This is a genomic window from Tessaracoccus pujii (genome assembly GCF_055326215.1).
Genome location: NZ_JBUZNP010000001.1, coordinates 171,962 through 189,033 on the forward strand (window position 1 = coordinate 171,962; position 17,072 = coordinate 189,033).

General features: G+C 67.1%; 15 protein-coding genes. 10 read left to right on the forward strand and 5 right to left on the reverse strand.

What is annotated here, in order from left to right:
* Window positions 1–19: 19 nt before the first annotated feature.
* Complete coding sequence (locus ACZK5N_RS00745) at window positions 20–1,948, forward strand: glycosyltransferase (protein ID WP_463624547.1); 1,929 nt, start codon at window positions 20–22, stop codon at window positions 1,946–1,948.
* An 81-nt stretch (window positions 1,949–2,029) separates the two neighbouring features.
* Here the strand turns inward: ACZK5N_RS00745 and ACZK5N_RS00750 are convergent, their stop codons facing one another.
* Genes ACZK5N_RS00750 through ACZK5N_RS00765 form a run of 4 tightly spaced genes read right to left on the reverse strand, consistent with a single transcriptional unit; the run spans window position 2,030 to window position 5,857 of the window.
* Entirely contained in the window at window positions 2,030–2,650 is a 621-nt protein-coding gene (locus tag ACZK5N_RS00750; protein ID WP_463624548.1) for a DUF624 domain-containing protein, read from the reverse strand.
* Window positions 2,647–3,549, reverse strand: coding sequence for a carbohydrate ABC transporter permease (locus ACZK5N_RS00755; protein WP_459017928.1), 903 nt, complete (start codon window positions 3,547–3,549; stop codon window positions 2,647–2,649). The genes ACZK5N_RS00750 and ACZK5N_RS00755 overlap by 4 nt, the downstream gene beginning before the upstream one ends.
* A complete protein-coding gene (locus tag ACZK5N_RS00760; protein WP_459017929.1) occupies window positions 3,546–4,550 on the reverse strand; it encodes a carbohydrate ABC transporter permease in 1,005 nt (334 codons plus the stop codon). Before ACZK5N_RS00760 ends, ACZK5N_RS00755 begins: the two co-directional genes overlap by 4 nt.
* A gap of 23 nt (window positions 4,551–4,573) precedes the next feature.
* Window positions 4,574–5,857, reverse strand: coding sequence for an ABC transporter substrate-binding protein (locus tag ACZK5N_RS00765; protein ID WP_459017930.1), 1,284 nt, complete (start codon window positions 5,855–5,857; stop codon window positions 4,574–4,576).
* A gap of 335 nt (window positions 5,858–6,192) precedes the next feature.
* Here ACZK5N_RS00765 and ACZK5N_RS00770 point away from each other — a divergent pair, with 335 nt between their 5' ends.
* The 8 genes from ACZK5N_RS00770 (at window position 6,193) to ACZK5N_RS00805 (ending at window position 14,678) form a co-directional block, all read left to right on the forward strand.
* Window positions 6,193–7,170: a serine hydrolase domain-containing protein gene (locus ACZK5N_RS00770; RefSeq protein ID WP_463624549.1), complete on the forward strand. Its 978-nt coding sequence runs from the start codon at window positions 6,193–6,195 to the stop codon at window positions 7,168–7,170.
* Window positions 7,171–7,319: 149 nt separating this feature from the next.
* The gene (locus ACZK5N_RS00775; protein ID WP_459017932.1) at window positions 7,320–8,252 is read left to right on the forward strand and encodes a TIM barrel protein; all 933 of its coding nucleotides are present in this window, start codon (window positions 7,320–7,322) and stop codon (window positions 8,250–8,252) included.
* A 16-nt stretch (window positions 8,253–8,268) separates the two neighbouring features.
* Window positions 8,269–9,273 (forward strand): Gfo/Idh/MocA family protein, encoded by a 1,005-nt coding sequence (locus tag ACZK5N_RS00780; RefSeq protein WP_459017933.1) that lies wholly within the window; start codon window positions 8,269–8,271, stop codon window positions 9,271–9,273.
* 125 nt (window positions 9,274–9,398) lie between these two features.
* Complete coding sequence (locus ACZK5N_RS00785) at window positions 9,399–10,271, forward strand: sugar phosphate isomerase/epimerase family protein (RefSeq protein ID WP_463624550.1); 873 nt, start codon at window positions 9,399–9,401, stop codon at window positions 10,269–10,271.
* A 124-nt stretch (window positions 10,272–10,395) separates the two neighbouring features.
* Window positions 10,396–11,421 carry a sugar ABC transporter substrate-binding protein gene (locus ACZK5N_RS00790; protein ID WP_463624551.1) on the forward strand — a complete coding sequence of 342 codons (1,026 nt, stop codon included), beginning with the start codon at window positions 10,396–10,398 and terminating at the stop codon, window positions 11,419–11,421.
* Window positions 11,422–11,486: 65 nt separating this feature from the next.
* Complete coding sequence (locus tag ACZK5N_RS00795) at window positions 11,487–12,986, forward strand: sugar ABC transporter ATP-binding protein (RefSeq protein ID WP_463624552.1); 1,500 nt, start codon at window positions 11,487–11,489, stop codon at window positions 12,984–12,986.
* Window positions 12,987–13,002: 16 nt separating this feature from the next.
* The gene (locus ACZK5N_RS00800; protein ID WP_463624553.1) at window positions 13,003–13,998 is read left to right on the forward strand and encodes an ABC transporter permease; all 996 of its coding nucleotides are present in this window, start codon (window positions 13,003–13,005) and stop codon (window positions 13,996–13,998) included.
* Between the two features lie 74 nt (window positions 13,999–14,072).
* The gene (locus ACZK5N_RS00805) at window positions 14,073–14,678 is read left to right on the forward strand and encodes a histidine phosphatase family protein (RefSeq protein ID WP_463624554.1); all 606 of its coding nucleotides are present in this window, start codon (window positions 14,073–14,075) and stop codon (window positions 14,676–14,678) included.
* On the opposite strand, the gene iolG is transcribed toward ACZK5N_RS00805, so the two are convergent.
* Window positions 14,675–15,661, reverse strand: a complete 987-nt coding sequence (gene iolG, locus ACZK5N_RS00810; RefSeq protein ID WP_463624555.1) for an inositol 2-dehydrogenase — start codon at window positions 15,659–15,661, stop codon at window positions 14,675–14,677. The genes ACZK5N_RS00805 and iolG overlap by 4 nt on opposite strands.
* 484 nt (window positions 15,662–16,145) lie before the next feature.
* Here iolG and ACZK5N_RS00815 point away from each other — a divergent pair, with 484 nt between their 5' ends.
* Window positions 16,146–17,006 carry a sugar phosphate isomerase/epimerase family protein gene (locus ACZK5N_RS00815; RefSeq protein ID WP_463624556.1) on the forward strand — a complete coding sequence of 287 codons (861 nt, stop codon included), beginning with the start codon at window positions 16,146–16,148 and terminating at the stop codon, window positions 17,004–17,006.
* Window positions 17,007–17,072 lie beyond the last annotated feature (66 nt).

The following is a 17,072-nucleotide window of genomic DNA, read 5'->3' on the forward strand; positions in this document are numbered from 1 at the left end:
CTCGTGTACCGTCCCGTCCATGCGCGTCGCCTTCATTTCGCTCCACACGTCACCCGCGGAGCGGGCCGGGACCGCCGATGCGGGAGGCATGAACGTCTTGATCCGGGCGCTGGCCACGGCGCTGCAGCAGGCCGGTGCACACGTGGAGTTCTTCACCCGGCGCTCGTCCGCCAGCCAGCCCGACACCGACATCCTCGATGCCGGCCTCACCGTGCACCACATCACCGCCGGTCCGGCCAGGCCGCTGCCCAAGAGCGAGATCGATCAGTACATCGACGAGTTCCGCGGGAATCTGGGTTCGCTGGACCGGTTCGACCTGGTGCACAGCCACCACTGGATGTCGGGTGTCGCGGCGATCCCGCTGGCCCGCGAGGCCGGCATCCCGCACCTGATGACCTTCCACTCGGTGGCGGCCCACCCCAACTCCTCGCTCCGCGACGGCGAGCCGCCGGAGTCCCCGGCCCGGATCGACGGCGAGGTGTACTGCGCCACGCAGTCCGACCTCATCCTGGCGGTGTCGCGGCACGAGGCGGCCGTCGTGATCGGCCGCTGCCAGGCGGATCCCGAGCAGGTGATGATCGTGCGGCCCGGCGTCGACATCGAGCTGTTCCACCCGGCCGAGCCTGGTGAGGGATGGACACCCGCGCCGGGCGTGGCGCCCGGGTATCTCCTGTTCGCCGCGCGCCTGCAGCCGCTCAAGGGGCCGGACATCGCGATCCGGACTCTGGCTCTCCTGCCGGAGGACGAGCGCCCCGACCTGGTGATCGTGGGTCAGGTGTCTGCGGACTTCGCGGCCTACGAGGCGGAACTGCACGGGCTCGTCGACGAGCTCGGCGTGCGTGATTGGGTGACGTTCCTGCCCGGGCAGGGCCGCGAGTCGTTCGCGCAGATGGTTCGCCACGCTTCAGTCATGCTGGTCCCCTCACACTCCGAGACGTTCGGGCTGGTGGCGCTCGAGGCATCGGCCTCCGGCATTCCGACGCTCGCCGCGGCGGCGGGTGGGCTCACCGAGGCGATCTGCAACGGCCACACCGGGGACCTGGTCCCCACGCATGACCCCGAGGACTGGGCCGCCGCACTCCTCCGCCTCCTCCGCGACCCCGAGCGCCGCGCCCGCATGGGTGCCACCGCCCGCGAGCGCGCCGAATCGATGACGTGGGCTCACGTCGCGGACCGGACGCTGCAGGCCTACCGTCGCGCCATCGCCAACGGCGCAGTCAAACACGTCACCTTCATCCACGCCCACCCCGACGACGAGACGCTCGCCTCCGGCGCCCTCATCGCGCATCTGGTCGACGAGGGGCTGAAGGTCTCGGTCCTCACGTGCACCCGCGGCGAAATGGGCGCAGTGGTGCCGGGTCCGCTGTCTCATCTGGCCGGCACCCCGGCGTTGGAGCAGCGGCGAGAGGCCGAATTGGCAGGCGCGCTCGACTCGCTTGGGGTCCACGCCCACGCCTACCTCGGCATGCCGCCGGCCCGCGCCTCGGACGAGCCGCGGCGCTACCTCGACTCAGGCATGCAATGGATCTCGGAAGGCGTCGCGGGTCCTGGCGACGAGGCCGACGAGCGGTCCCTGACCTCGGCCGACGAGTCGGAGGCGACGGCCGACATCGCGGCGTTCCTGCGCAAGATGGGAACGGACCTCGTCGTCAGCTACGACGACGACGGCGGGTACGGCCACCCGGACCACGTGCGGACGCACCACCTGAGCCGAGCCGCGGCCGAGTCGGTGGGGATCCCGTTCGCCGCGCTGACCACGGACCGGGAGGTCGCGGCGAGGTGGTTCGATCTCGAGGGCTACCGCCCGCGGGTCGCCAAGGCGCTGCGGCACCACCGCACCCAGCTGACGGTCCACGGCGACGACCGGTCGATCACCCACAGCGGCGGCCAGCCGGACATGATCGTCACCTCGACGGGCCTGCGGGGAGACGTCCCCCACCTCCCATAGCCCCCGCCCCGGAGGCCAAGTGTCAGACCTAGGGTCGAACTCGACTCCGAGCGTGACGATGGGGCGCACGTCGAACCCGGATTAGGTGGCGAGGTGCCGCTCGTGGATCGCCACGACGGCGAACGCCAGCATGCCCAACGCCGGCACGATCAGCAGCAGGTACTGCCAGACGATGACTGCGGCGAGCCCCAGTGCGACAACGGTCATGAGCGCGGTGATCGGGTGCCTCGCCAGGCGACGGGAAGCATCCGCCAGCAATACCCGCCAGCGGCTGCCGGCCGCCCAGGACACCGTAGCCGTGAGCACGAGGACGACGGCAACAATAGCCAGGGCACTCACGACGACGGCGATCGGGATCGCACCGGGCAGACCCCCTCCCGCCGCGATCCCGAGGTCGAGCGCCACCAGGGCGCCTGCCACCAGCGAGGCAAACCCGACGACGACCCCGCCTGGTATCGCGCGGCGCACGTCGTCGACGAACTCCGCCACCGTCGAGGACTCACCGCGCAGAAACCGACGCAGGTGCGAGGTGCCCGCTGCGAAGGCCGCTGGCCAGGTGACCACCGGCAGGCACGCCACCGCCATCAGGATGCCCACCCACAGCACCTCGCCGAGCAGCGCGAACTTGGCCGTGGCACCCGGCCACCGGAGCACGCTGCCGTCGGCAGGCTCCTGTACCGCGAACCGCGACCGTCGCCTCATCCCTTCAGCCCCTGCGTCGAGACGCCCTCCACGAGGAACCGCTGGAAGATGATGAAGAACAGCAGGATGGGCAGCAACGCCAGGACCGACACCGCGACCGTCGCGCCGTAGTCCGACGTCGACGTCTGGTCGTTGAACACCCGCAGAGCCAGCGGCAGCGGGTAGTTCTCCGGCGAGTTCAGGTAGAGCAGCGGCCCGAGGAAGTCGTTCCAGCTCCAGATGAATGCGAAGATCGACGCCGACACCAGGGCCGGCTTGATCAGCGGAAGGATGATCAGCCAGAAGATCCGCCAGTGGCCGCAGCCGTCGATGCGCGCCGCCTCATCCATGTCGCGGGGAAGCGCCCTGATGAACTGGACGATGAGGAAGACGAAGAACGCCTCCACGGCCAGGAACTTGCCAAGCAGCAGCGGAACGAAGGTGTCGATCAGGTCGAGCCGCCGAAACAGCATGTACTGCGGGATGATCAGCACGTGGAACGGCAGCAGCAGGGTGCCGATCATGATGGCGAACCAGACGCCGCTTCCCCGGAACCTGACGCGCGCGAACGCGTAGGCCGCCAGCGACGCGGAGATCACGATGCCCACCACCGAGAATGTGGCCAGGATGAACGAGTTGGCGAAGAACCGCCACAGCGGCACCCCGCCGATGCCTTCAAGGACCTTGAAGTAGTTCTGAATGGTGGCATTCTCCGGCAGGAACGACTGGTTGGCGCCGAACTCGGCCGTGGGCTTGAACGAGGCCGAGAACATCCAGGCAAGCGGGTACAGGACCACTGCGGTGAGGAGCACCATGGCCGCTACCCATCCGACGGTGGCCCATGTGCGCCTGCTGCGCATGCCGCGGGGCCGCGGCCCCACGAGGGCGCCCCGCTGAGGGGCGGAGGTGGAGGCGGTCATCGCTTGTCTCCCGAGTAGTGCACCCACTGGTTGGAGGTGCGGAACATGACGAAGGCGATCACACCGACGGCGGCCAGCAGCACCCAGGCCATCGCCGAGGCGTAACCCATCTGGCTGTTGGTGAAGGCCCGCGTATAGAGGTAGACGGTGTAGAAGTTGGTGGCTCCCGCAGGCCCGCCGGTGCCCGAGCCGATGATGTAGGCCGAGGCAAAGATCTGGAAGGCGTGGATCATTTCGAGGAGCAGGTTGAAGAAGATGACCGGCGAGAGCATCGGCAGCGTCACGCTGACGAACTTGCGGAACGGTCCCGCGCCGTCGACGGAGGCCGCCTCGTACAGTTCGGCGGGCACCTGCTTGAGCCCGGCCAGGAAGATGACCATCGGCGCCCCGAACTGCCACACGGCCAGCAGGATCATCATGGGCAGGATCAGCGCCGGGACACCCACCCAACCGCCGATGTTGATGCCGAAGATGCTGAGCGAGCTGTCCACCGGCCCGCCCGTCGAGAACATGGCACGCCACACGATGGCGATGCTGACGGATGCCCCGATGAGCGACGGCGCGTAGAACGCCGAGCGGAAGAAGCCGGTGCCGCGGCTGCGGTAGTTGAGCAGCATGGCCACGCCAAGGGCTGCAGCGAGTTTGATCGGGGTTCCCACGAGCACGTAGATCAGCGTGATGCGCACCGACCCCCACCACACCTCGTCGTTGAGCATGCGCTCGAAGTTGCCCAGGCCGATGAACTCCGTGGTGCCGAAGATGCTGTAGTTCGTGAACGCGAGGTACAACGAGTAGATCATGGGGCCGGCCGTCAACAGGAAGAAGCCCACCAGCCACGGGGTGAGGAAGAGATAGCCGGCCGCGTCCTCGCGGCGCTGCAGGGCCCTCCTGCGGCGGGGCGCGGACGCCGCGTGCTCTCCTGCGGTGACGGGCCCCCCACCGCGGGCCCGGCGAACCGGGCCCGCGGTGATCGTGGCCGCACTCTTGGGTGCGATGGTCATGGTGTCAGGTCCGTTTCCGCGGCTCAGCCGAGGATGACATCGGTCTCGGCGAAGAACTGGTCAACAGCCTCGTCGACGGTCACGGCACCGAGCCCGAGCGCCTTGCCCAGATCCCAGAACTTCTGCTCCAGGGCGCCGTAGCCGACAACTGGCACCGGCGGGGCGTCGCCGACGCGGTCCTCAACGGAGGCGAGGAAATCAGCCACCTGCTTATCGGGTCCCTCCAGCACGGCGCCTTCGAGCTTGCTGCTGGAGGCAGGGAAGCCCAGGGTGGTGCCGAAGATCTCGCCGGCTTCGGCGCTGTTGACAACGAAGTCCAGGAAGAGCGCGGCGGCCTCCGGGTGCTCGGTGTTCTCCGAGATGGCCATCTGCAGGCCTGCCTGGCGGTAGAGGTCCTTCGACCCCTCCACTGCGGTGGGAGGCGCGATCATCGAGATCGATTCGGCGCCCGAATCAGCCAGGTAGCCGCCCAGGAAGTTGCTCCAACTGGTCTCACTGACGGTGAGGTTGGCGCCGAAGCCGGACTTGGGCGCGATCTCTTCCAGCTTGTTCTGGGGGACGCCGATGCCGTCGCGGACGGCCTGACCGGACTCCCAGAAGGCCTTCAGCTCCTCCTTGGTGAACCCAAGCTCGCCGTCCTCGGTGTAGAGGTTCTTGCCCTCGGCGCGCAGAGACAACTCGAAGGTCTGGATCCGCTGCGTGACGTCGGTGCCGCCGTACACGGTTCCGCCCGTCTTCTCGGTGACGCCGGCCATCCAGTCGGTGAACTCGGCAAAGGTGGTGCCGCCCTCGGGCATCTCCAGCCCGTGCTCGGCGATCAGTCCGTCGTTGACGAAATTCGCCCACGTGCTGTAGCCGGTGGGGAGCGAGTACTGGACGCCCTCAAGCTGACCGGTGCCCTTGAGCCCATCGTCGAAGGTGCCCATGTCGATGTACTCGGACACGGTGCCGAGGTCCAGCAGATAGCCCGGCTCGGCATACTGACGGAGGTAGCTGTCGGAGAACTGCCACACGTCCGGCAGTCCCCCGCCTGCAGCCTCGGTCTGCTTCTTCTCCCAGTAGGAGGGGAAGTCCGTGAACGTGCCGTTGATCTCGATGTTGGGGTACTCCTCGTTGAACGCTGCGATCAACTTCTCGTACCGGGCTGCCCGGTCGTCGTTGCCCCACCACGTGAACGTGAGCGACACCGCCTCGTTGGGATCGAAGGAGGCGGTGACCTCAGGGGCGGTCTCGCCGCCACCACAGGCCGTCAGGGCTAGGGCCGCGCTGGCGATCAGCGCCACGAGTGTGTGCTTCTTGGGGAACATCGGTTGTGTCCTCTCGGGTTCGGAACGTCGTCGTTCTTGGCTGCGCATGACCGGCAACTGGACGCCAATCACGCCTGGAAAGCGCCTTCCCACAAGCTAACACCCTTTGAAACGTTTCGCAATAGCCGAGACGTAACGAAATGGACACAGGTCCGCGAGCTTGAGCGGACAAAGATCCTAGTCGGACGCCTATAGTCCCGTGGCGAGCGTGGAATCGTTTCCAAGAGACGGCCCCGCGTGACGTGACGTGCGGCCCCTCCGCCCTGAGTGCGGATCGCGCCCTACGATGCCAGGAGGGCAAGCGCTGTCCCTTCACACCCCGACGAGGCGAACCAATGACGACCACCTCCCACTCCCCCGGCCTCGACGCGGCCTTCGAGTACGTCTCGGCCCTCGTCCGCGAGGGGGGCCTCCCGACCGCCGTGCTGGGGGTCGCCACGCGTGAGGGCGTCGTGGCCCTGCAGTCGTTCGGGCGCACCGGAAACCGCGAGGCCCGAATCGACGACCACTACCGACTGTTCTCCATCACCAAGCCCCTCGTCGGCCTCATCGCCGCCCGCGAACTCGAGCGCGGCACGCTGACGCTCGACACTCCCCTGACCGATGCCCTCCCCGGGTTCGGCGCGGGCCGCGACGACGTCGTCGCCCTCCGCCACCTCGCCTCGCACACCTCCGGCATCACCGAGCCGGAGCTGGACGACCCGCGGCCCCTGCGTGAGTCCCTCGTCGCCGCCGGCCGCGACACCCCCGTCGGCTCGCTGCGCCGCTACTCCTCACTCGCCTTCGAGGGCATCGCGGCGCTGATCGAGCACGCCGGCGGCTCGACGTGGGAGGCCGGGCTCGCCGCTCTCAACGAAAACCTCGGCACCAGGTTCACCCTCGACGAGGCCGCGGACCCGCCCCCCGTGCTCGGGCTCGAGGCGTTCGACATGGCCACCTTCGCCGCCCAGCACCACCCCGGCGCCGGCGTCATCGCGCGCGCGGAGGACCTGCTCACGGTGGCGATCTCCCTCCTGCGGGGAGACGGCGCCGTCGTGCGCCCAGCGACGCTGGACCTGATGCGCGCGCCGCTCACCGTCGGCGTCCCGGTGCACGAGCCACTCCCCCAGGACGACGGCGACGAGTACGGCTTCACCTTCAAGCTCCCCGGCTGGGGGGCCGCCGACGGCGTCTTCGGGCATGCAGGATGGTCCGGCACCGAGTTCTGGATCAACCCCACCGTCGGAGTCGCGTGGACCTTGATGACCAACCGCCCCGAGCGGCCCGGCTTCGACGTCGCGACCATGGACAGCCTGGTGGCGCGAGGGCGTTGACCATGCCGTCCCGCTTGTCCGGACAAGTGGCGTCGTCAGACCGCTAGTCGCGACACAGAATTCCCTACACCGACCCCCATTGACAGTACAAAGCAGCCATGCTTAGACTGAGCACAAGCTCAAGGATGAGCAACCCCGAAAGGATGACGATGGCTGTCGACAAGAGCCGTAACACTGATCCCCGCTACTCCAAGTTGACCGTCGGTGTCTGCCCCGACCAGTGGGGAGTCTGGTTCCCCGAGCACCCGGACCAGATCCCGTGGGAGAAGGCGCTCGACGAGATGGCAGAGGCCGGCTTCTCCGTCATGGAGACCGGGCCGTTCGGCTACTTCCCCACCGACCCCAAGCGCCTCATGGAGGAGATGGGCAAGCGCGGCTTCCGCGTCGTCGCCGGCACCGCGTGGGGGATCCTGCACAAGGAGGAGGCCTGGGCCGAGACCGAGAAGACCTTCCGTGCCGTGGGCGAGACCCACGCCGCCGTCGGCGCCGAGTACGTGGTGCACCTGCCCCCCATGTTCCGCGACGAGATCACCGGTGACTTCACCGACGACCGCCACCTCGACGGCGCCGCCTGGGACCTCTACATCAACAACGCGAATCGCCTCGGCCGCATGATGAAGGAGGACTACGGCCTCAAGATGGTGCTGCACCCCCACGGCGACTCGCACATCGAGACCCGCGAGGACATCGACCGCATCTTCCAGGCCACGGATCCCGAGTACGTCGGCTTCTGCCTGGACACCGGCCACATCGTCTACGGCATGGCAGACAACATCGCGCTCATCAAGGACTACCCGGAGCGCATCAGCTACGTGCACATCAAGGCCATGGACCCCAAGCTGGTCAAGCAGGCCCACGACGAGGACTGGCCGTTCGTCAAGGCCGTCAAGGCCGGCTGCTCCGTCGCACCGCCGGAGGGCGAGCCCGACATGCCGACCCTTGTCGAGGCCCTCGCGGACCTCAACAAGGAGCTCTACGTCATCACCGAGCAGGACATGTTCGGCTGCGACCCCGGCTACCCGCTCCCCAACGCCATCAAGACCCGCGAGTTCCTGGCCTCCTGCGGCCTCGGCCTCCTCTGATCCCCAAGGACAACACATGACCCTTCGTATTGGAATGATCGGCCCCGGCGGCATGGGCAAGGCCCACATCGAGCGGATCCACACCGTCATCTCCGGCGGCCGCGTGGTGGCCGTCAGCGACGTCAACCCGGACAATGCGGCCGCGGTGGCCGAGCAGATCGGCGGCACGGCCTTCGCCACCAGCGCCGAGCTGATCGCCTCGCCCGACGTGGACGCCATCATGATCGCCAGCTACGGCCCGGCCCACAAGCCCGACGTCATCGCGGCCATCGAAGCCGGCAAGTACGTGTTCTGCGAGAAGCCCCTGGCCCCCACCGCGGCCGAGTGCGTCGAGATCATGGAGGCTGAGCAGAAGGCCGGCAAGAAGCTGGTCACCGTCGGCTTCATGCGCCGCTTCGACGCCTCGTACCGCGAGATGAAGAAGATCCTCGACGACGGCGAGGTGGGCGAGGCCCTCATGGTGCACAACGCCCACCGCAACCCCACCGTGCCCGAGATGTACACGTGGGACATGGCCATCAACGACACCGCCATCCACGAGATCGACACCATGCGGTGGCTACTGGGCGAGGAGTTCGTCTCCGCGCGAGTCGACAAGCCGAAGAAGACCTCCCTGCGCTTCGAGCACCTGCAGGATCCGCTGGTGCTCATCCTCACCACCGAGTCCGGTGTCCGCGTCGACGACGAGGTGTTCGTCAACTGCCAGTACGGCTACGACATCCAGTGCGAGCTGGTGGCGGAGCAGGGCGTCGTCCGGCTGGGCGACCAGGAACTGGTGCACCGCGCCGACAAGCTCGGTCGCCACAACCGGCTCACGATGGACCACAACCAGCGCTTCGGCCAGGCTTTCGTCACCGAAGTCCAGGAGTGGATCTCCGCGGTGTCGCAGGACCAGCACACCGGCTCCTCGTCGTGGGACGGCTACGCCGCCGCCGCCGTGTGCGACGCCGGCGTCAAGGCCCTGACGGAGGACGGCGAGGTGCCGATCTCCATGATCGAGCGTCCCGCCCTCTACGCCTGACATACCTGAAGCACTTTCCCGGGTCTGATCCGGTGACCGGTCGGCATGATCGAGCACGACGACGAGCCCGGGAAAGTGCTACCTCCCCCAGCCCACCCTCCGCCCAGAACGCCAAGGAAGCCGTCATGGTCAAGATCCTGCTCGACCCCTCCATGTACCACCCCCACCTCACTGTCGCCCAGGAGTGCGAGAAGGCGGCCGATCTGGGTTACAGCTTCATCGAGCTGTCCCCCCGGGCCGACTTCCACGAGTGGCACCACTACCCCAAGGTCGACAACGCCGAGATCGCGCGCGTCAAGAAGTCCATGAAGGCCACCGGTGTCAAGATCGAGACCTTCAACCCCGTGTTCAATTGGGCCTCGCCCGACGAGCAGGAGCGCCAGGCGCAGGTGCGCAACTGGCGCCGGCTTCTGGAGATCGCCGAGGAGCTCGAGGTGCCGATGATGGCCACCGAGTTCTCCGGCGACCCGAACCGGGCACTCACGAGCGAGCACCAGTTCTACCGCTCAATCGAGGAGCTCGCGCCGGACTTCGAGAAGCGCGGCATCGAGTGCGTCGTCGAGGCTCACCCGTACGACTTTGTAGAGACAAACGACCGGGCGGTCCAGGTGGTGCGAGGCGTCAACAAGGACTGGTTCAACTACCAGTTCTGCCTTCCCCACCTCTTCCACCTGTCCTCGGGTAAGAGCAACCCGCGCGAGCTGATGGAGTATGCGGGAGACCGCCTACGCCACATCCACATCGGCGACGTCTGGAACCACCTGGCCAACGTCGGCAACCGCTACATCATCAACCCTCCGGGCGTTGATGCGCGCATTCACCAGCACAACGAGATCGGCAACGGCGAGGTTCCGTGGGACGAGGTCTTCGGCTACCTCCGCGAGATCCAGTACGACGCACGGCTGTCGGTCTGCGTGTTCGGCTGGGAGGAGGACGCGGACGCCATCCACGTCCGGATGCGCGAGCGGCTCGAGTCGGAGTTCGCAACAAACCGATAACATCTCCTCCTTTGTCTTGACATAGATGTACCCCTGTCGTCATGATGACTGTGTCGCAAGGATGCGACACTCCCTCCCTGCGGAGTCACCAGACACCCGCACCCACCTCGGAAGAGAGACTGCAATGAAGCAAGGAATCAAGCTCGTCGGCCTGTTGGCCGCCGGCGCCCTCGCCTTGAGTGCCTGCGGCACCACCGCGAGCACCCCTACGTCCTCCGCGCCCGCTGGCGAGTCCAGCGCACCGGCCGCGTCGGCCGGTGCCACCGTGACCTTCGCCCCCAGCGAGGTCGTCAAGCCCAAGGACGGCGAGGTCCTCAAGATCGGCGTCACCTTCCCGATCCTGGACCAGTTCCTCCAGAAGGTCGCCGACGGCATCGAGGCCCGCGCCAAGGAGGCCGGCGTCGAGGTCACTATCGTGTCAGCACAGGAGAAGGCTGACGTTCAGCTCGGCCAGGTGGAGAACTTCATCTCCCAGGGCGTCGACGGCATCATCGTGATCCCGGTGGACACCGATGCTGCGGGCCCCATGACCCAGAAGGCTGTGGACGCCGAAACCCCGCTGGCTTACGTGAACCGCCGCCCGGGCGATCTTCCGGCCGGTGTCCCCTACGTCGGCTCGGACTCGCTGGTCTCCGGCGTGCTCGAGATGGAAGCGCTGGCGGAGCTCGCCGGTGGCAAGGGCAAGGTCGGCATCATCCAGGGCGACCCGGCCAACGAAGCCGCCCGCCTGCGTACCCAGGGCTGCAAGGACGTCGTCGCGAAGTACCCGGACATGGAGGTCGTGCGTGAGCAGGCCGGCAACTGGTACCGCGAGAAGGGCCTTGCCATCGCCGAGAACTGGATCCAGTCCGGTGACGAGATCGATATCATCTGCGCCAACAACGACGAGATGGCGCTGGGCGCCATCCAGGCCCTGAAGAATGCCGGCACGCTCGACGACGTGCTCGTGGGTGGCGTCGACGCCACCGCTGACGCGCTGGCCGCCATGGAAGCCGGTGAGCTCGAGGTGACGGTGTTCCAGGATGCCGCTGGCCAGGGTGCGGGTGGCGTGGACGCCATCATCATGATGTACAACGGCGAAGAGGTCCCGGCCGTCATCGACGTGCCGTACCAGCTTGTCACCCCCGACAACATGGCCGACTTCAAGTAATTGAAGACGAGGTGGCCGGGTGCGATGTTCGCCCCGGCCACCCCCTTCAACAGGGAGGATAGGAAATGCAAGAAGTGATTCTGCGGATGCGCGATATCCGCAAGACCTTCCCGGGCGTGGTGGCCCTGGACGGCGTACAGCTGGACGTTCGCAGCGGCACGGTCCACTCGCTCATGGGAGAGAACGGCGCGGGCAAGTCCACCCTGATGAAGTGCCTGATCGGCATGTACACCCCCGACGCCGGCACCGTCGAACTCGCCGGCGACATGGTCACGTTCAAGGACACCAAGGACGGCCTCGAGCACGGGATCTCCATGATCCACCAGGAGCTCTCTCCCGTCCCGGAGATGATGGTGGCCGAGAACATCTGGCTCGGCCGGGAGCAGCGCGGCAGGTTCGGGCTGCTGGACCCCAAACTGATCATCCGCAAGACGAAGGAACTCTTCGACGAGTGGGACATCAAAATCGACCCACGCGCCAAGATGAAGGACCTCACGGTGGCCCGCCAGCAGATGGTGGAGATCGCCAAGGCCATCAGCTACGACGCCAAGATCATCATCATGGACGAGCCCACCTCGGCCATCCCCGAGCGGGAGGTCGAGCACCTCCACAAGATGATCAGGCGGCTCACCGACTTCGGCGTGGCGATCGTCTACATTACCCACAAGATGGACGAGGTCTTCAGGATCTCCGACGACATCACCGTCTTCCGCGACGGCAAGCACGTCGTCTCCCTGCCCGCCAAGGAACTGGACCGCAACAAGCTGATCCAGCTCATGGTCGGTCGCGAGCTCACCAGCCTGTTCCCCAAGCTCGACGCCGAGATCGGCGACGTGGTGCTCTCGGTCCGCAACCTCAACCGCGGCAGGCTCGTCCGCGACGTCAATTTCGAGGTGCGCCGCGGTGAGATCCTCGGCTTCGCCGGCCTCATGGGCGCAGGACGCACCGAGGTCCTCGAGACCATCTTCGGCATCGCCCCCGCCGACAGCGGCGAGATCTTCGTCGAAGGCAAACAACTCAAGGTCCGGGAACCGAAGGACGCCATCGCCGCCGGCATCGGCATGCTCACCGAGGACCGCAAGCACAACGGCATCATGGGTGTGCTGTCGGTGCGCGACAACATCACCATCGCCGCGCTGCCGAAGTACTCCCCCAAGGGCTTCCTCAACATGGCCCAGATCCGCAAGGACAGCGAGGCCCAGCGCCAGGCGCTGCGGATCAAGACCCCCACGCTCGAGCAGCTGATCAAGAACCTCTCCGGCGGCAACCAGCAGAAGGCGCTCATCTCGCGCTGGCTGCTCACCGTCCCTGAGATCCTCATGATCGACGAGCCCACCCGAGGAATCGATGTGGGCGCCAAAAGTGAGATCCACCGCCTCATGTCGCAGCTCGCGCAACAGGGCAAGGCCATCATCATGGTCTCCTCCGAACTGCCCGAGATCCTCGGGATGAGCGACCGCGTCATCGTCATGCACGAAGGCCGCATCTCCGGTGAGCTCTCCCGCGCGGAAGCCAACCAGGAGTCCATCATGCAACTCGCCACCGGCGGCACCGCGGCCGCGTAGGAAGGAACCACCACCAATGTCTGACACCACAGTAGAAGCCAAACCGAAGTTCAACACGACGGCGGCCATCAAGAAGTACGCCATCCTTCTGATCCTGATCTCCTTCATGGTGATCCTCGCCATCGTCACCGGCGGCACGTTCCTGAGGTCCCAGAACCTCATCAACGTCGTCGTGCAGGTGGCCCCCATCGGCATCGTCGCCCTCGGCATGATGTTCGCCATCATCACCAAGGGCATCGACCTCTCGGTCGGCTCCACCGTCGCACTGGTGGCCGTTGTCTCCGCCAGCCTCGCCCAGGTCCAGAGCGACACCGCGATGTTCCCCGGCCTCCCCCCGATGCCCATCTTCGTCTCCGTGATCGTCGGCCTCCTCGTCGGCGCGATCATCGGGGCCATCGTCGGCACCCTCGTCGCCTACTTCCGCATCCCGCCCTTCGTCGCCACCCTCGGCATGATGACCGCAGCACGCGGCATGGCCAACATCTACACCGGCGGACGCCCCGTCTCCAACCTCGCCCCCGGGTTCAACTGGATGGGCCAGGGCAACATCCTGGGCGTTCCCGTCCCGATGATCATCTTCATCATCGTCGCGGGCGTGATCTGGGTGATCCTCAACCGGACCCGCTTCGGCCGGCACACCTACGCCATCGGCGGCAACGAGCAGGCCGCCCGCGTCTCGGGCATCAGCATCGGCAGGGTGCAGTTCCTCATCTACACCCTGATCGGCATGCTCGCCGGCCTCGCCGGCATGATCCTGGCCGCACGCATCGGCTCCGGCCAGCCCACCCTGGGCGTCATGCTCGAGCTCGACGCCATCACCGCGGCCGTGATCGGCGGCGTGTCCTTCAACGGCGGCATCGGTGTCGTGTGGGGCGTCGTCGTCGGCGCCCTGATCATCGGCGTCATCAACAACGGCCTCGACCTCATGAACGTCTCCCCCTTCATGCAGATGGTCGTCAAGGGCGCCATCATCGTGGTGGCGGTCATCATCGACGAGCGCAAGAACCGCTAGTCGAAGTCAACACCCGGACTGGGGCGGGGCCTTCGGGCTCCGCCCCTGTCGCATGCTCCCGGTACGGTGGACCCATGCGCCTGATCCTGATCCGTCACGGGGAGACCGAGAGCAACGTCAACCGCCAGCTGGACACCGCCTTCCCGGGGGCACCACTCAACAAGAACGGGCTGACGCAGGCTGAGACGCTCGTCGAGGCCCTCGCGCACGAGCGGATCGATGCGCTCTATGCGTCCACGCTGACGCGGGCGCAGCAGACGGCCACTCCGCTGGCGAAGGCACGGGAGCTGGACCTGGTGATCGCCGACGGCATCCACGAGATCGCCGCCGGGATCGAGGAGATGAACACGGACTGGAGTGTCTACGTGGGCATGCTCAACAGGTGGGCCCCGGACAACCTCGACGAGGGCCTCGAGGGCGGTGAGACGGCGCGCCAGTTCATGACGCGGTTCACCAACGCCGTCGCGGCCATGGAGCGGGCCGGCGACGACGTGGTGGCGCTGGTGAGCCATGGCGCGGCGCTGCGCGTCTGGGCGATCTCGCAGGACCCGTCGATCGGGTTCGAGAACGCCCAGCCGCTGCACAACACCCAGTGGATCGTCCTCAACGGGTCGACCACTGACGGATGGAAGATCGAGCAGTGGGCGGACTACGTCACGTCCACCGACGAGACCGACTAGAGCCTGACGGCGCGCCCCTCGCGGGCGCTGATGGTCGCTGCCTCCGCGAGCTTGAGCGCCTCGACGCCGTCGACGACGTTGGGCGACACGTCGCCGTCGGCCACCACCGCGTCGATGAAGGCGCTCAGTTCGTCGCGGTAGGCCGCCTCGTACCGCTGGAGGAAGAAGTTGAGGACGGGTCCCCGCGCGTCGGTCTGCGTGGCGCTGGCGGCGCGCACGGAGGTCGCGGTGAGGTTGTCCGCCGAGAGTGCGCCGTCGGCCCCGAAGGCCTCCAGGCGCTGGTCGTATCCGTAGGCGCAGGTGCGCGAGTTGACGATGGTGGCCAGGGCGCCGTCGGCGTTGCGGAGCAGCACCATGGCCTGGTCGAAGTCACCGGCGGCCTTGATCTCCTCGTCGGCGTTGGTGCCGAAGGCGCTGACCTCGACGATGTCGCCGAGGAAGAATCGCACCATGTCGAAGTCGTGGATGGTCATGTCCTTGAAGATGCCGCCCGAGCCTGCCACGTAGCTGGCCGGGGGGCCCTGGGGGTCGCGTGAGGTGACGGTCAACTGCTGCAGCGGGCCGATCTCGCCGGCCACCACCCGGGCGTTCACCTCGGCGAAGGAGGGGTCGAAGCGCCGGTTGAAGCCCAGCATGACGCGGGTGGCCTCGGCGCCCAGCTCGTCCAGGCAGCGTTGCGCCTCGTCGAGTTCCAGCGCCACGGGCTTCTCGGACATGACCCGCTTGCCGCCCTTGACGGCCCCCAGGATCTGCTCCACGTGCATGGCGGTGGGCGAGCCGATGATGACCGCGTCGACGTCGTCGGCGCCGTAGACATCCTCGACCTCGAGGGTGTAGCGCGCCCCGTACGCATCGGCGAGCGACTTGGCGGGCGCCTCGAACGCGTCGTAGACCAACGACAGCGTCGCCTGCGGGTGGGACGCGATGGCGCGTGCGTGGACCTGGCCGATGCGTCCGGCCCCGATGATCGCGAAGCGAATCATGTGTGCTCCTGGGGGTAAGGCCGCAGCTGTGTCGCGGCGGTATCAATGTCAGCACATTGGAGGCGAGCGCCACAAGCCGGGGTCCGCTTTGCGCGGTGCGGGTTATGCCGTTGAGCCGGACACGGCTGTTGCGTGCCCGGGTTGAGCCTGACACGGCTCTCGCAAGCGGTCCTCGAGCCTGACACACGCTTCACGACCCGCATGAGCCTGATGCGGCACTCGTGGCGGCTTGAACGTGCAAATTCACCGTCGCCCGCGTCGAGTGCCGTGTCCGGCTCAACTCCTCACCGCGAGAGCCGTGTCCGGCTCAACTCCTCACCGCGAGTGCCGTGTCCGGCTCAACTCCTCACCGCGAGAGCCGTGTCCGGCTCAACCCACACCCCGGCCGCAGACATTGCGGGGGGGCGCCCTCCACTCAGCCCTTTGGCAGGACATAATGGTTCCATCGAGCCGCGCGAGGCGGCTTGCCGCGAAGGAGCTGCACATGAAGATTGCCGGAGCCCCCATCAGCTGGGGCGTGTGTGAGGTACCGGGCTGGGGCTACCAGATGTCCCCCGAGCGCGTTCTCACCGAGATGAAGGAGATCGGCCTCACCGCCACCGAGTTCGGCCCCCAGGGCTGGCTGCCTGTCGACGCCGAGGAGCGCGCCGCCGTCGTGTCCGAGTTCGGCCTCAAGCCTGTCGGCGCGTTCTTCCTGGCCGTCATGCACGATCCCGACTTCGACCCCATCCCGATGGTCGAGGCCGAACTGCGCGCCTTCGAGATCGCGGGCGGCGAGTTCCTCGTCCTGGCGGCCGACTCCGGCCAGGACGGCTACGACGCACGCCCCGAACTCGACGAGGAGGGCTGGCAGACGCTGTTTACCAACCTCAGCCGGATCAGTGACGTCTGCAAGGCCAAGGGCGTCACCGCCGTCCTGCATCCGCACTGGGGCACCATGGTGCAGAACGTCGACGAGGTGGAGCGCGTCCTCGACAACTCCACTGTCGGCCTCTGCCTCGACACCGGCCACCTCGCGTGCGGCGGCGCCGACGTCGTCGCGCTCGTGCGCAAGTACGCGGACCGGGTGGGCATCGTCCACGCCAAGGACGTGCGCATGGACATGGCGGCCAAGCTGCTTCCCGGCGAGATCACCTGGTCCGAGGGCATCAAGGGCGGCATGTTCGTCCCCATCGGTGAGGGCGACATCGACTTCGCCACCATCGTGCGCCTCCTCGACGACGCCGGCTTCGACGGCTATTGGGTGCTCGAGCAGGACATCATGCTCGACGAGGAGCCCCCGGCCGACGGCGGCCCCATTACCAACGCGGCCAGGTCGTTCGAGGCCCTCAAGGCTCTCGCCTGACGCACCATCCCGAAACGCCGACAGGGGCGGTCACCGCCGTGGTGACCGCCCCTGTCGCGTGCTCGG

Excerpts from the sequence above, each read along its gene's own strand:
- ACZK5N_RS00815 (WP_463624556.1), top strand. The coding sequence starts at position 16,146 with ATGAAGATTGCCGGAGCCCCCATCAGCTGGGGCGTGTGTGAGGTACCG.
- ACZK5N_RS00755 (WP_459017928.1), bottom strand. The coding sequence starts at position 3,549 with ATGACCGCCTCCACCTCCGCCCCTCAGCGGGGCGCCCTCGTGGGGCCG.
- ACZK5N_RS00760 (WP_459017929.1), bottom strand. The coding sequence starts at position 4,550 with ATGACCATCGCACCCAAGAGTGCGGCCACGATCACCGCGGGCCCGGTT.
- ACZK5N_RS00770 (WP_463624549.1), top strand. The coding sequence starts at position 6,193 with ATGACGACCACCTCCCACTCCCCCGGCCTCGACGCGGCCTTCGAGTAC.
- ACZK5N_RS00800 (WP_463624553.1), top strand. The coding sequence starts at position 13,003 with ATGTCTGACACCACAGTAGAAGCCAAACCGAAGTTCAACACGACGGCG.
- ACZK5N_RS00790 (WP_463624551.1), top strand. The coding sequence starts at position 10,396 with ATGAAGCAAGGAATCAAGCTCGTCGGCCTGTTGGCCGCCGGCGCCCTC.
- iolG (WP_463624555.1), bottom strand. The coding sequence starts at position 15,661 with ATGATTCGCTTCGCGATCATCGGGGCCGGACGCATCGGCCAGGTCCAC.
- ACZK5N_RS00765 (WP_459017930.1), bottom strand. The coding sequence starts at position 5,857 with ATGTTCCCCAAGAAGCACACACTCGTGGCGCTGATCGCCAGCGCGGCC.
- ACZK5N_RS00785 (WP_463624550.1), top strand. The coding sequence starts at position 9,399 with ATGGTCAAGATCCTGCTCGACCCCTCCATGTACCACCCCCACCTCACT.
- ACZK5N_RS00795 (WP_463624552.1), top strand. The coding sequence starts at position 11,487 with ATGCAAGAAGTGATTCTGCGGATGCGCGATATCCGCAAGACCTTCCCG.
- ACZK5N_RS00780 (WP_459017933.1), top strand. The coding sequence starts at position 8,269 with ATGACCCTTCGTATTGGAATGATCGGCCCCGGCGGCATGGGCAAGGCC.
- ACZK5N_RS00745 (WP_463624547.1), top strand. The coding sequence starts at position 20 with ATGCGCGTCGCCTTCATTTCGCTCCACACGTCACCCGCGGAGCGGGCC.
- ACZK5N_RS00750 (WP_463624548.1), bottom strand. The coding sequence starts at position 2,650 with ATGAGGCGACGGTCGCGGTTCGCGGTACAGGAGCCTGCCGACGGCAGC.
- ACZK5N_RS00805 (WP_463624554.1), top strand. The coding sequence starts at position 14,073 with ATGCGCCTGATCCTGATCCGTCACGGGGAGACCGAGAGCAACGTCAAC.
- ACZK5N_RS00775 (WP_459017932.1), top strand. The coding sequence starts at position 7,320 with ATGGCTGTCGACAAGAGCCGTAACACTGATCCCCGCTACTCCAAGTTG.